This is a genomic window from Acinetobacter sp. YH12152, assembly GCF_013418285.1.
Taxonomy (GTDB): Bacteria; Pseudomonadota; Gammaproteobacteria; order Pseudomonadales; family Moraxellaceae; genus Acinetobacter; species Acinetobacter amyesii.
The window spans coordinates 38,783-54,056 of record NZ_VPCH01000008.1 but is presented as its reverse complement, the minus strand read 5'-3'; the positions used below and the strand labels follow the sequence as shown (position 1 = coordinate 54,056).

The following is a 15,274-nucleotide window of genomic DNA, read 5'->3' as shown; positions in this document are numbered from 1 at the left end:
AATAGAGAGTAAGTGTATTATGATTTCAAATTTTCCAATACCATATCCAGATGAGTTAATTTACAGCGTGATTGCACGTTATGCTATTCACAATGGAATTTTAAGTCCCAAATACCTTACTGAAGAATTATTCAATAATAGAAATTTGACGCCAACTTACGATTTACCATCTCATATAGGAAAATTGGCTAGTTATTTACCCGATTGCTATGATGCACTCTATTTAATCAACCGCCACACCTTATTACCAATTTATCAACCATTTCAACCTGATACAGTGATGCGTTATGCTGTACATGTATTACAGGGTGAACAGTATCAATCATTACATACCAAGTTGGGAAAAAATGCGTCACGAATCAAATCTGTAAATTTTTTTCGGTTCTGCCCTCATTGCTGGCAAGAACAGATGGAGCAATATGGTGAAGTTTACTGGAAACGCAGCTGGCAGATTACAGGATATGAATATTGCATAAAGCATGAATCTGCCCTTTTTGTCAGCTCTGTTCCTTGCAATGGGCTAGACCGAAGATTTTATAATGCTCATTTAAATGTCCTTATTGACTCCTCACAACTTTTTATTAATTCACAAGACTTAAAGCGTCATCTAGAGTTAGCAAAAATAATCGAGGATCTACTTATTCAATCTAGCCATATTGCAGTACAAGATGTTTCGATTTTATCAAATGCCTACTTCAATCTATTGAAAGACAGAGGCTTACTGTCAGGTCAAAAAAATATCAACTACGAAAAAATTCGTCACCTTGTCTTAGATTACTGGGGCGAAAGCTTTCTTAAATACTATCATTTAGATGATCTTCTTTCTGAGAACTGCTGGCTCAAAAATATGTGCAGGAAACATCGTAAAGCATTTTCTTATCTTGAGCATTGCATTGTATTAAAATCGCTGGTTCCAGAGCAAAAACCAATTGAAACATATAAGCAATATGTTAGCTTAGCATCTATAGAAAAAACAAACTTAGATCAGCAGCACGAAGCTCCCCCTGTATGGGTTAATAATAAAATAGATATGATATTATCTGAAGATCAAAAACAATGGACAAAATTAATTCAGAAAAATTCTGTTAAGCAGGCACGTCAATGTGATCCTGCACTTTACGCTCGGTTATATCGTAATCATAAGAACTGGCTATTACTGACAAATAAATCTGCTGTGGTATTACCTTCAGCCATTCCCAAGCCACGTGTAGATTGGAAAAAGCGAGATCAACAATTGATTAAACAACTCATCAAAATCCGGGATCAATTATTAGAAGATCTCGACTCTCCACAATGGACAAAAAAGTTTTTTATTAAGCAACTTGGCTCGGTAAGTATGATTGAAAAAAACTGGAGGTTTTTACCACTCACCACCGCCTTTCTAGAGCGTTACGCTGAGTCTGCAGATTGTTATCAAATACGCCGTCTTACACGAACATTTATTCGCCAATACACTGAAAATCAGTTCTATCCACCGAGTGTTTTTCTTCGACTATCCGGATTAAGCCCTGAACGATTAACGCCAGAAGCTCGTAGATTTTTTAATAGTATTTGGGGGTGAAATTAAAAATGAGTGATTGTCTGATCGAATATTTACCGAAAGATATGATTTATTATACTGCGAAAAAAATTAGTCGACATGGTCAAACTCGGTTTGATATTGATACTTGTTTATTTAACCCTCTTATTAAACGGTATATTCATCTTAAATTGCCAATTGAAAGTATTCTTCTTTATTACCATAAAACTCCAATTGCCAATCCTGATCCACAGAAATTATTTAACCACACCCTGAAATCAGTGGATTTTTCAGCGCTCAACGTTTTAGATTTATCCAAGAACAATTATCAAAAAACGCATAACGGTCAGTTATACTTTGAGTTTAATTATGATTCACCCATATTAAAGAAAAATATGACAATTCTTTTACCTAAGCTTATTCTTGCTCGGGATCTATTTTTTTCACACCCCTATCTTTTACGTGCAGCACTTTTTGCAGAAAATTATTCAACAGATATTTTAGTGGATATGAATGATGAAAATGCTATACATATTAATATTGCGCAAAACAAAAAAATTATGAGAGCTGATATCTCTGATCCTCATTTTTTAAAGAAGCTAGCTTTAATTTTATTACAGCCGGACTTAAATAAGGCCTTCCTTAGTATTTATCAAAAAACAATTGTTGATCAAAAAGGTGTTAAAAGCTTTAATTTTGATATGGAAGCTCCTAATATCAAAAATATTAACCTAACAGTAGAGGGTATTTTTAATAAAAAAACAGGTATTTACAGAATTGAGCGCATCACGTCTTTCAAAAATCTTGATACAGCTATCAACCGCCCTATTCAATTTCATTTCACTTCAAAAAAGATTATACAACAAATAAAAAATGCTCAAGGACAAAATCCCAAGCAGTCAACACCAACATGTCCACCTAGAGAAAAATTAAATCAAAAAGCTGATGCAGATATCGATAAACTAATAGCCAAACTAAGAAACCTCCCAGGAAAAATTTATACGATAGAAGAATTAAAAATTTCTTTAGAGACGCCCCCTTCCGAAACTACCATACGGCAAAGACGAAAGCAGATGGATAAAGACCAAAATCAAGAAGAAGGATTTGCTGGCGGAGAAGGAGATATAGAGGGTACTCTGCCTGGAGTTACAACAGAATCAGATATTCAACTAGAGCGAGTCACTCATAAAGACTTGATTAAGGTATTGGACAAAATTGAACAAAAAGGATATGAAATCAAAGAAATTAAGAATTCACCGTTTAAAAAATATAAACGTTTCCGAGGCCACAAGTTTTCTAACGCCAATCAACTACGATACTTTTATGTCTATAGAATTATAAACACAAAAAATGATGAACAATTCTATCTATGTGAAATTGATACATCAGATGGAAAAAAGAACATCTCTACACTATTACTCCGATATGAAGAAAAAACTCAATTATTAATTGAGATAGATTTCGAAAAATTAAACAATTCAATACTTTCTCAATCACTCAGTTGGCCTAAAAAGTTTATATCTGAAGTAAGAGGTATTACCGCCTTTACTACAATTAATCATCCTTCAAAAAAGGAACAACTAGACGATGTAAATTATTATGTTGACTGGGCTCAACGAATCTTAGCAAAGGTAAAATCAATATAAAGGTTAAACAGTATCTTGGCATATAGGAGCGATTTTCCTTCTATAATCATACCTTCCTTACTTCGCAGGAATTATTTCGAGAATTTAGATGACACAACTTACTTGTTTTAAAGCCTATGACATTCGCGGCAAACTCGGTACAGAACTCAATGAAGAGATTGCTTATAAAATCGGTCGCGCTTATGGGCAAATTTATCAACCTAAAAAAATTGTGGTTGGCTGCGACATCCGCCTAAGCAGTGAAGCTTTAAAGCAAGCCACCATCAAAGGTCTGAATGATGCGGGTGTTGATGTTTTAGATTTAGGTATGACTGGGACTGAAGAAGTCTATTTCGGCGCTTTTCATCTTGATGTACAAGGTGGCATCGAAATTACCGCAAGTCATAATCCAATGGACTATAACGGCATGAAATTGGTCCGCGAAAATGCACGCCCCATTGGAGCAGATTCAGGTCTAAAAGAAATTCGCTTACTGGCTGAATCAGGCAACTTTAATGCAATTACAGCCAAAGGCTTAACTGAAAAGTACAATATTCTGCCTGAATATATTGATCATTTAATGTCTTATATTAATCCTGCTAAAATTCGCCCACTCAAATTAGTCATGAATGCGGGCAACGGCGCTGCTGGTCATGTGGTTGATGCCATTGAAGCAAAGTTCAAACAACTTAACCTTCCAGTAGAATTGATTAAAATTCATAATGATGCTGATGGTACTTTCCCGAATGGTATTCCCAACCCTATTCTTGTTGAAAACCGTGACAGCACCCGTAATGCGGTGATTGAACATCATGCAGATATGGGTATCGCTTGGGATGGCGACTTTGACCGCTGCTTCTTATTTGATGAGAAAGGCCAATTCATTGAAGGCTATTATATTGTCGGTCTATTGGCACAAGCATTCTTACTGAAACAATCTGGTGAGAAAATTGTGCATGACCCTCGTCTGGTTTGGAATACCTTTGATGTCATTGAACAGTACCAAGGTGAAGCGATTCAGTCTAAATCAGGGCATTCATACATTAAAGAAAAAATGCGTGAGCACAATGCAGTGTATGGCGGTGAAATGTCAGCACATCATTACTTCCGTGATTTCTCTTATTGTGATAGCGGTATGATTCCTTGGTTATTGGCAATTTCTGTACTCTCAGAAACCCAGCAAACATTGTCTTCACTGGTTGAAGAAATGATTGAAGAGTTCCCTTGTTCGGGTGAAATCAATTTTAAAGTTGCGGATACTCAAGCCACTATTCAAAAGATTTTTGATCACTTTGCCGATCAAAATCCTGCGATTGATGAAACGGATGGTGTCAGTCTAAATTTTGGTGCATGGCGCTTCAATGTTCGAGCATCAAATACAGAGCCATTATTGCGCTTAAATATTGAGAGTCGAAAAGATCAAAATCCAAAACCAATGCAAGATTATGTCGATGAATTAACACAGTTGATTCAAGGGTAAATTTTTCTGCATGCTAATAAAAAACCATTCAACTTATTCAATAAGTTGAATGGTTTATTTTTAGCTTAACTCAAAAGAAATTCTATCCAAGCTGACGACTGATTAAAATAGTGAACGATCCAATGGAATTTCGACCCCGATAGACACTCCCGCATCTTGACCATAGACATCAGAATCACTCACCCATCCATTCAGCTTCAATGGCGCATTTGATTTTAAATAATGTGTCCAAGTAAGATCTAAAGCTTTAATTTCATCTTTTTGCGCAAATGCATGATTATTTATTGAATTTGACTGATTCACTTTGGCCATCATTACTCGACCATTTAAGCGATTCATAACATCAAAGCGAATATCTCCACCAAGACTTACTATTTGACCATCCCCGCCCATGGCATGCCCTAACGGGAAGCCGTGTTGATAATAGCCATCTTGATAAATATAGTGATTATAGGAAATACCTTGTACGTCGCCATTGGTTCGAGTATCAGCCCATTCCGCATACACCTGGAAAGGTAAATTATTCAATTGTGAAGAATAATCTACCCCTGCTAAATACATTTTTTTTGAAGGAAGAAGCCCAGCTTCATCTTCACCTACATATTGCCCATAAAGGCTAATCGGGACACCACTCCAGTGGTTTAAATTAAGGCGTGCATCAAAACCCGCAATTTGATTAGACTTATCTAGATCGCCATCATAAAAGTTGTCATTACCTTTAATTGCATTCCATAATGAGTCAAAACTTTCTGAGCGCCCCTCACCTCCCCATTGAAGAATTCGAGAAGCGCCTAGCTCCAAGTAAGGCAATGGCTGTGAAGTTAGACGCAGCCCTAATAGTTTGGCATCTGGAATCGCACTGTAGTCATCTAATTGACCTGCAAAAGCTTGATATTGCCAAGGTCCAATCCAAGACAACCACTTTGTTTCAAAGGCCTGTTGTTCCGCTCTTTGCATAGTAAAACCATAAACAGGGCGACTCGCATCACCACGGATTAGGCTTCCTTCATGTCCAGGTCCCCAATAGGTTGGGATTTGTCCCGCAATCAACCATTGATTCCACAATTTTCCTGCAATATAAGAACCTTCTAAATTGACATCATGTCCATGGTCAATGATTGGATCTTTTTCAGTATTGACTCGCAGTCTTGCATCCCACTGCGTTCCACCTGCATTCAATTCAAGGGCCGCTTGATATTGCGATTTTTGCTCATCTGCAAATTTTTGCGGGATGTTCTGTGGATCTGTTTCAGCAAATAAAGCGAGCTTAATAGAGGTATTTTCTGCTTCTAAATTTGCCATAACCGAATTGACAACTTTCTGCTGAGCATTATTTTCAATTTTGGCAGTAGATAATGCACGCTGAATTTCTTCACCACTCAATGGCCAAGTCGAAGTGCTGATTTGAATCACACCTTGTTGGTTCAGCCAATTTAGATCTGTACGTAGACCATCATTATTCAAAATGATCCCTTGAGCGTAAACCGGCAGAGCTAGAGAAGAAAAAATGGCAAATGATAAAACCCTAAGAGATTGATATTTCATATATTATTTCAGTCAATTTATCTTTCACATATGATAACGATTTTTTTCAAACAAAAGATAAGATCTATCATCATTTTTGCACAATCAATACACGACTCACGACTTAAGTTAAGTAGTGAGAAGTATGGCAAATACAAAATTTGCCATACTGTATTTAATGAATTTACACACTAAATTTAAATCTTAGTTGTATCCATTTGGATTTTGCTTTTGCCAGTTCCAGCTATCCTTCAACATATCTTCTAAACCATATTGAGGCTGCCAATCTAACTCTGCGACAGCACGGGCATTATCAGCAAATGAAGTTGCAACATCACCTTCTCGACGAGGTACATATTCAAAAGGTATCTCAACACCATTCACTTTTTCAAAAGTATCCCGAATTTGTTTTACTGAAATCCCATTGCCTGTACCAATATTCCAAGCGCGGCATCCTTGCGTTTTTAAACGATGATTCAATGCGCATAAATGTGCATTGGCCAAATCAACCACGTGAATATAATCACGCACACCTGTACCATCTACCGTGTCATAATCATTGCCAAAAATTGACAACTTATCACGACGGCCGACTGCCACCTGTGTGACATAAGGCATCAAATTATTGGGTATCCCTTGTGGGTCTTCACCAATTTGACCACTTTGATGTGCCCCTACTGGGTTAAAATAACGCAGCAAAGCGATTGACCAACGCTCATCTGCAGCTGCTAATTTTTCTAGTAATTGCTCAACAATCAGTTTGGTATAGCCATAGTTATTGCTTGGCATACCTGTAGGCATGGTTTCATTCAAGGGTGAAATATTGGCTTCATCATAAACTGTTGCCGATGAACTAAAGACCAACTTAAAGACTTGAGCACGCTCCATCGCTTTAACTAAGCTAATAGAACCTGAGATATTATTTTCAAAATATTTAAGAGGCTCTTTTTGGCTTTCACCCACAGCTTTTAAACCTGCAAAGTGAATCACAGCATCAATAGAATGATGCTGAAAAATTTGATCTAAAATTTGCTGATCGAGAATATCACCTTCAACAAAATCTAATTTTTTAGCTGCCAACGCTTGAACACGTGCTAAAGATTCGACAGAACTGTTGGACAAATTATCCAGTACAACAACGTCATGCCCTGCGCTCAAAAGTTGAATACAAGTATGTGAACCAATATAACCTGCACCACCTGTTACTAAAATTTTAGCCATTGGTTTTTCCTAATAATATTTGTAGTAAGCCTTGCGTTGAACCATCTAAATCCGCAATATCCTTTCGATCACCATTTAATATTGGAAGTAGCTGATTGGCAATTTCTTTGCCTTTTTCTACACCCCATTGATCAAACGGGTTAATATTCCAAAGCACCGACTGTACAAAAACTTTATGTTCATACATTGCGATCAACATGCCCAAACTATATGGATGTAGCTCTTGCAATAAAATGGTTGAACTTGGTTGATTGCCTTCATATTGTTTATATTCCGGCAAATCTTGTACTTCATGTTGATTTAAAGCTTGATTACCAAATGCCAGTAAGCGCGACTGAGCCAAACAATTGGATAAGGCCAAATGATGCTGTTCTACCAGCGCCTCTGCATTATCGACATAGGTAAATTGTTGGGCCTGATAGCGCTGCACTGGCGCAATAAAATCACAGCTCACTGCTTGGCTGCCTTGATGCAGCAATTGGTAAAAAGCATGCTGCGCATTTGGTCCCACTTCCCCCCATATAATCGGACACGTATCTAAATCTACTTTCTTGCCGTCTCTTTGAATCGACTTACCATTCGACTCCATTTCCAACTGCTGTAAATAAGAAGCGAAATATTTCAAACGTCCGTCATAAGGCAATACTGCATGGGTTTGAATATCAAGAAAATTATTATTCCAAGCCCCCAATAAACCCATCAATACAGGAATATTGTGTTCGAAAGGTGCAGTCTGAAAATGCTGGTCTACCGCATATGCGCCAGCTAACAGTTGTTTAAAGCCATCAACACCAATTGTCAGTGCAATCGGTAAACCAATACATGACCAAAGTGAATAACGACCGCCTACCCAATCCCAGAGCAAAAATTGGTTTTCGGCTGCAATACCCCATTCTGTCATTTTATCTGCTTTGGTAGATACGCCAATAAAATGATGCTTTAAAATTTGTGATTCTTGTCCAAGTGCTTTTTCGAGCCATAAACGCACTGTTTGCGCATTGGATAAGGTATCAATGGTCCCGAACGATTTTGAAGAAATAATAAATAGCGTGGTTTCGGGGCGAAGTTGATGCAATAAATCTGAAAGCTGACTACCATCAATGGTCGAAACAAAATGTACATCGAGTGGCTTATGTGTGGATTTTTTGAAATCAGATAAGGCATGACTGACCATCAGTGGTCCTAAGTCTGACCCTCCGACCCCAATATTCACCACGTCTTGAATGACTTCACCCGTTGCACCGCGGCATTGGCCGGCATGAATTTTTTCTACCAAAGCATACATACGCTCAAGTTGTGTATGCACTTGTTCTGCTAATTCAGGATGAGACTGATCATCTTTAGGTAACCGTAGCGCCCAATGCATGGCTGCACGCTGTTCGGTATAGTTAATTTCTTCAGTAGAAAATAAACGCTTTATCCACGACGTTAAATCTTGTATCTGTGCCCACTGGACTAGATTTTTGACAACGGGCTGATTGACTCTATGTTTACTAAAATCAAAAACCACCGGCTCTAAAGGCACAGAGAATTTTTCGAATCGCTGAGGGTCTTCAGCAAAGAGTTCTGTTAAATGCTTATTTTCAAATTCAGTTTTCAAACTATGAAGACTGCCTAAAACTGAATCTAAATGTTCGACCATATAGGGTTGAGTTTTAACAGCCATTAACGTCCTACCCCCATATATGCAAAACCTTGAGACTTCACATATGCTGGATCATAAATATTGCGCCCATCCAAAATAAGCGGATGCTGCATGGTTTTAAGCAATTCGGTATAATTTGGACTCCAATATTGTTTCCATGCAGTCAATAAACACAAAGCATGTGCATCTTGCACTGCCTCATATTGTTCTGTGCAATATATAAGATCAGGTCGCTCACCATATATTTTTTTAATTTCTTCCAAGGCTTGAGGGTCGTGTAATTTAACTTTTACACCTTGAGCCCATAGTGCTGCCAACATGGCATGAATAGGAGATTGTCGCGTACTGGAGGTTTTTTCTTTAAATGCAGCGCCCCATATTGCAACAGTTTTCCCTTTTAAATCACCATGATAATAATTCCATAATTTGCGGAATAAAACTTCTTTTTGCTGCTCATTAATTTCCCACACTTGAGCTAGTAATTGGCTATTTGCACCAACACCTGACACCGTATGCGTTAGGGTCTGAATATCATGTGAAAAGTTTTCTCCACCAAAGCCTGCACCCGGATAGAGATAAGATCCTCCAATACGATTATCCGCAGCCATCCCCTGACGAACTGACTCAATATCAATACCTAATTTCTCAGCAACCATTGCCAAGTCATTGATATAACTAATTCGTGTCGCCAACATGCCAGAGATACTCAACTTGGTAAATTCAGCATCTAAAATGGGCATAAAAAGATACTGCTGCTGACGTGGGAATAAAGGGCGTAAGAGTTCCTTAATTTTAATTTGAGCAATATCCGATGCAGTTCCAACAATCAACTGCTTGGCTTGGGCAAAGCTTTGTAAAGCGTTTCCTTCCTGAATCATGTCGGGTAAATAGACCCACTCATCTTCATGCAAAATTTTTGCAAATTTTTCTGTCCCATGTAGTCCTAAAGTAGACGCATTGATCATCAGTTTAGGGTGAATAATGGGACGTTGTTTGATGTTTTGAAGAATTTCAATACATTGCTTTTCTTCGGCAGGGTTAAAACTGAAGAAATAAGCATCTACATCTAGTGGAATATCATTAAAATTGCAGTATTTTAAAAAATTACTTTTTTGTTTGTTGAGTAGATTTTTTACAGCTTCATCTTGCATATACATTTGTTCGCTTTCATACGTTTTCAGTGGTTCATACCAAAAAACGTGATGACCGCATTCTGCTAGCAAAGCAGCAAATACACCTGAAAAAAGTGTTTGTCCAAATACTGCAACCTTCATATCAGTCTCTTTTTATAGTTTTAGTTCTTTGATCAGCGCTTTAAATTCCTCACCTAACTTTGGATGGTCTACCCCATAATGCAGCACTGCTTTTAAATATCCTAACTTGCTACCACAGTCAAAAGTTTGACCTTTCATACGATAGGCTTCAACTGTATCGGTTTGTTGTAGAATGGCAATCGCATCGGTCAGTTGGATTTCATTGCCCGCACCTTTAGGTGTTTGCTCTAAAAGTTGCATAATTTTAGCAGGCAAAATATAACGACCCACCACAGATAAATTTGATGGTGCTGAACCGACTGCTGGTTTTTCCACAATGCCTTGCATGACGATGCTATGCCCTTCTTCAGGTGTAGAAGCAACATCTACAATGCCATATTGATCCACCAAATGATCTGGTACAGCTTCGACCATAATCTGTGATGCATTGGTTTCATCAAAACGTTGAATCATGAGACTTAGATCATTAGTTTCAGATGAATCTTTTACAAGAACATCTGGTAATAGCACAGCAAAATCATCATTCCCCACAACAGCTTTTGCACACAATACAGCATGGCCTAAACCAAGTGGCTGTGGTTGACGCACACTGATTACACTCACATGTGGCGGTAAAATTTCTGTGATTTCTTTGAGTAAATCAAATTTCTTTTTATGTTCTAGAGTGGTTTCCAGCTCAAAATTTCGATCAAAGTAATTTTCAATCGAAGTTTTTGAAGAATGGGTAACAAGAATAATCTGTTCAATGCCAGCAGCAACTGCTTCTTTAACTACATATTCAATCGCAGGTCGGTCAACCACAGTGACCATTTCTTTGGGAATAGATTTACTCGCAGGTAAAAAACGTGTACCTAAACCGGCAACAGGGAGAATGGCTTTTTTGATCATTACAAATAGTTCGCTAATAAAAATTTATGACTTAATTTTATCTTTAATTTTTTCAGGATCATTTCCTTGAAATAAAGAAGGACCAACATGACCCGGTGCATTAATACCTTCGCGTTTGGTCATCACACCGACTGTTTTGAACATGATTTTAAAGTCAACCAAAGTATTATGGTTATCTACATACCAAACGTCGCATTTAAAGCGTTCTTCATAATCAAGTTCATTTCGTCCACTTACCTGTGCTAGGCCAGTCATACCGGGTTTAACTTCCAAACGACGAGCTTGTTCTGGCGAGTATAATGCTACAAAGTCTTTAAGCATAGGACGTGGTCCCACAATACTCATATCCCCTTTTAAGACATTTATGAGTTGTGGCATTTCATCTAAACTTGTAGAACGCAATTTTTGTCCAAACGGTGTTATACGCTGTTCATCTGGTAATGGATTGCCTTCTTTATCCACTGCATCTTTCATCGACCGGAACTTAATCATTTTAAAGAGTTTACCATCTTTACCAGGACGTTCTTGCAGAAAAAAGATTGGAGAGCCTAAATTTTTACTGACTTTATAAGCAACTATCAGAAATATTGGTGACAGCACAATTAAAGCTATTAAAGAAATGACTATGTCTACTAAACGCTTCATATTTTCATTCACTCTTTCTGAATCTTTCCTAGGAAAACATATAAATAAAAAAAGTCATATTAAATCATAAATTATTCACTTCTTCTTAGTAAGAAGAGAAGCCAACTCTATCGTGGATACATGATATTATAACGTATTGTATTACATCTATATTTCAAATTTTGTAACTTTAATTAACTTAAAAAACAAACTTTATAATAAAATTTATTCCAAAAGATCCACTATTTTTTGTTTCTCATACAATATACAAAAGGTAATAATTCAAGCTATTACTTCCTTAATTTATAAAAATCATTCATTGGCATTTGGCTTTAACAACTCTTTCCATGAATGTATAATCTGTTCAGGATAATATTTACATATTAACTCTGAGTTTTTCTCTGATAAAATTTTCCGCAAATTTTCATTTAAACAATAAACGGCTAATAATTTACCAAACGCCTCGGGTGTATAGTCCGATACAATTTGTGTATTTCCTTCACCTAAAATTTCACTGGCCCCTGTTGGGAAGTTGCTCACAAGAACAGGTAAAGAATTATTCATAGCTTCCAATAGAACCATAGGAAAAGCTTCAAATCTACTTGTCATGCACATAAGTGCTGAATCTTGATAAAATTTTGATATATTCTTAGTAAATGGATGAATTTTTATGAACTCATTCATATTTAATGATTTAATTTTTTCTTCTAGCTCTTTCTGTTCCGAGCCCTCGCCTACGATATCTAGAACCCATCCATTCTCATAAATTTTAGATAAATGGAATGCTTCAATAAGAAAAGCAAAATTTTTCTGAAACTCCAATCGCCCTATTGATAAAATCTTTTTTGATTCACTGTTATATTTACTATCTAGAGGATGAATAAAATTAGGAATTACTAGTGTACGGATGCCATCATTTAAGAACTTTCTCTTATCCGTCTCTGTTAAACAGACTAAGGTAACCATATCTTGACTATAAAATTTTTTTCTAATGAGATTCCTAAACCCTTTATGATAGTTATATTCGATGTGCTCACAGACTATAGGGGTATAATTTAATATTTTTGAAAGTTTAATATTTACTAAATTTAAATCAAAAGAAAAACTTACAACCGTATCGTTTCTTTTGAGAATCGATTTCAGCTTACGGAAATAGTTTAATCTATGGATGATTTTAGCTAACTTATTATGGGTTGGAAATTCGCCAACTTCTAATGATTGTATATTTAAGTTTTCACATCCAGAAAAAGCACATTGCTCACTTCCTGGAACGAGAATAATGACATCTTCAAGAGCTTGTGCAAGTTGAACAATAACGCGCTCTGTACCAGCCATACGGTTAATGCCATTCGTTACAAAATAAATAGTCATTAGAAATGATCCATATTGTTACTAATTACTTGAGATGATTCATATGCTTGAACCGATTCAAAAGCTCGCTTTTGAATTGCATCTAAATCAAATTTTTTTAAATTTATCTCTTCAAATAATTCTAGAATTGAATCGGGAGATTTTGCTTCAACAATAAAACCATTTGAGTTGTGTTTTATAAAATCGGTTGGCCCTGGAATATTACAACACACTGGAATCACACCATGAGCGGCTGCTTCTAAATAAACTTGTCCAAAACCTTCATGGTGAGAAGGTACACAAAGTAAATCAGCATTTAAATAATAAGAACGCAAGTCAGATTGAAAGCCTTCAAATTTTACTTTTGATAAATCTAATTCTGTTTCCAACTCATTAGCTGTGCCACCCAAAACAGTTAATTCACAGTTCAGATTTGTATGATTTATTGCTTCAATTAAATCATAAATACCTTTTCGGTGCTCTAGACGCCCAACATATAATATTTTTAATATTGAGTTATCAGAGTTTGCTTTCAATAGCGCACGGGCAGATTGTAAGTCGGTATAACTTGAATAAGGGATTTTCACACCTACCAATGTACCAGGAATTAAAGCAGTAATTTCCTTTTTTTTATAATTTAAAGGCTCAAGTAATTGCTTCATAGATTGAGTAATTGTAATAGACCGGTGAGAAAAATTAATATTAACAATCTCACATAATTTTAATATATATTGCATTATTGAGCTATAACCCAAATAGGGCACGCCATGATTCACATATACCAACTGAGCCGAACTAAACAAACTAAGAATAAAAATATTTAAAGTTGAATCTACTGTAGTATGAAAATATACTTTATTTATTTTGTACTTATGCACCATTTTCAAAATAAGAAAAAGCCTACCAATATGCTTAAAAATATTTTTATATTTACTATTCCAAGAAACAAATTTAGCTTCGTCAAGCTCGGAAGTATTTTCTAGTACATTAGGAGTAGATATCCAAACTTTATTTCCTTGCTGTATTTGATAATTAGCAATAGGTAAAATAAAGATTTTAGACCACTTATATTCTGGAGCTATATGTAAAATATTCATCACTTCAAATAACCTATAAATGCGCCAACAGAAGAAAATATTTTATAACTATAAAATGCAAGTAAAGGGATAGTTGATAGAATAGCTACTTTTTTTATCCTAAATGTTAAAAATAAATATATCAGCAGTAAGTATTGAAATGGAATACCAAGTCGAACAAGAATTTCTAGCTCAGGAGTAATAAAATATGGCAAAAAGCCTAAAGCACCATAGATACGTAAAGAATTTAATTTCTCATCATTTAATCTTGGACAAAGTATTAAAGTTAAATAGCATATAAAGGAAATTACACTTGTTGCAATTGAAACACCTTCTAACTCATCATTAGTTAAATATCCAGTCAATCGCACATAAACAAAGTCAGGCAAAATACTAAATATTAAACTAAATTTAAAAGAAAGAAGAATTATAATAAAGCTTAAATGTATTAATTTATAACTTGGAGTCTGGAATAATTTATCTTTTATACGAATATATAAAAGAGAAAATATAGCAAATATACTCGAATAATGAGTTAAAATACCTAAACCCCCTAACAAATAAGTTTTGAAAATTGACTTATTAGAATAAAACAAAGAAAATATATAAACAAATATAGCATTAGCCAAACCAAAACGTATTTGGATTAAACAATGCATAGTACCATATACCAACAACCATGCAAAAAGTAAAATATTTGATTTTATAATAGATTTTTTAGTAATATTATAAAAACCAAAAAATAAAAATACTTGTAGAAGAAAAATATAATTAAAATAAAATATTAAAATTGGTTCAATATTTAAGATATTTGAAAAGGATTTAGCTACAAAACCCAATATATACATTGTAGGCTCTACAGTAGATTCTGAACTATCTCCATAATAGAACAATGAAATATAAGGCGCCAAGTCAGGATTATCAATTAAGTATAAAGATACCCAAGTAAGAGCTATAGCACTGAAAAAAGCTTCTAAAGGAAGTATGAGATTTTTTTTCTTAAGAACCATAAAATCAATACCTATTAAAATTTAGTATTTAGAAAACA

At 35.6% G+C, this 15,274-nt stretch carries 12 protein-coding genes; 3 read left to right on the top strand and 9 right to left on the bottom strand.

Features of this window, described 5'->3' with window-relative positions; genetic code table 11:
- Positions 1-19 precede the first annotated feature (19 nt).
- From FTU83_RS04465 to FTU83_RS04455, 3 genes are all read left to right on the top strand, one after another.
- Complete coding sequence (locus FTU83_RS04465; RefSeq protein WP_180105747.1) at positions 20-1,561, top strand: TnsD family Tn7-like transposition protein; 1,542 nt, start codon at positions 20-22, stop codon at positions 1,559-1,561.
- A gap of 8 nt (positions 1,562-1,569) precedes the next feature.
- On the top strand, positions 1,570-3,165 hold the full coding sequence (locus FTU83_RS04460) for a Tn7-like element transposition protein TnsE (protein WP_180105748.1): 1,596 nt from the start codon (positions 1,570-1,572) through the stop codon (positions 3,163-3,165).
- Positions 3,166-3,253: 88 nt separating this feature from the next.
- Complete coding sequence (locus FTU83_RS04455; protein WP_180105749.1) at positions 3,254-4,624, top strand: phosphomannomutase CpsG; 1,371 nt, start codon at positions 3,254-3,256, stop codon at positions 4,622-4,624.
- Positions 4,625-4,726: 102 nt separating this feature from the next.
- Here FTU83_RS04455 and FTU83_RS04450 read toward each other — a convergent pair whose 3' ends face one another.
- The 9 genes from FTU83_RS04450 to FTU83_RS04410 form a co-directional block, all read right to left on the bottom strand.
- Complete coding sequence (locus FTU83_RS04450; RefSeq protein ID WP_180105750.1) at positions 4,727-6,169, bottom strand: capsule assembly Wzi family protein; 1,443 nt, start codon at positions 6,167-6,169, stop codon at positions 4,727-4,729.
- Positions 6,170-6,352: 183 nt separating this feature from the next.
- The gene (gene galE / locus FTU83_RS04445; RefSeq protein ID WP_180105751.1) at positions 6,353-7,369 is read right to left on the bottom strand and encodes a UDP-glucose 4-epimerase GalE; all 1,017 of its coding nucleotides are present in this window, start codon (positions 7,367-7,369) and stop codon (positions 6,353-6,355) included.
- Positions 7,362-9,035, bottom strand: a complete 1,674-nt coding sequence (gene pgi, locus FTU83_RS04440; RefSeq protein ID WP_180105752.1) for a glucose-6-phosphate isomerase — start codon at positions 9,033-9,035, stop codon at positions 7,362-7,364. The genes galE and pgi overlap by 8 nt, the downstream gene beginning before the upstream one ends.
- Positions 9,035-10,288 carry a nucleotide sugar dehydrogenase gene (locus FTU83_RS04435; RefSeq protein WP_180105753.1) on the bottom strand — a complete coding sequence of 418 codons (1,254 nt, stop codon included), beginning with the start codon at positions 10,286-10,288 and terminating at the stop codon, positions 9,035-9,037. The genes pgi and FTU83_RS04435 overlap by 1 nt, the downstream gene beginning before the upstream one ends.
- Before the next feature lie 12 nt (positions 10,289-10,300).
- A complete protein-coding gene (gene galU, locus FTU83_RS04430) occupies positions 10,301-11,176 on the bottom strand; it encodes a UTP--glucose-1-phosphate uridylyltransferase GalU (protein WP_180105754.1) in 876 nt (291 codons plus the stop codon).
- Between the two features lie 24 nt (positions 11,177-11,200).
- Positions 11,201-11,821 carry a sugar transferase gene (locus tag FTU83_RS04425; protein WP_180105755.1) on the bottom strand — a complete coding sequence of 207 codons (621 nt, stop codon included), beginning with the start codon at positions 11,819-11,821 and terminating at the stop codon, positions 11,201-11,203.
- 291 nt (positions 11,822-12,112) lie between these two features.
- A complete protein-coding gene (locus FTU83_RS04420; RefSeq protein ID WP_180105756.1) occupies positions 12,113-13,171 on the bottom strand; it encodes a glycosyltransferase in 1,059 nt (352 codons plus the stop codon).
- Positions 13,171-14,247, bottom strand: coding sequence for a glycosyltransferase (locus FTU83_RS04415; RefSeq protein WP_180105757.1), 1,077 nt, complete (start codon positions 14,245-14,247; stop codon positions 13,171-13,173). The genes FTU83_RS04420 and FTU83_RS04415 overlap by 1 nt, the downstream gene beginning before the upstream one ends.
- On the bottom strand, positions 14,247-15,236 hold the full coding sequence (locus FTU83_RS04410; RefSeq protein WP_180105758.1) for an EpsG family protein: 990 nt from the start codon (positions 15,234-15,236) through the stop codon (positions 14,247-14,249). Before FTU83_RS04410 ends, FTU83_RS04415 begins: the two co-directional genes overlap by 1 nt.
- Positions 15,237-15,274 lie beyond the last annotated feature (38 nt).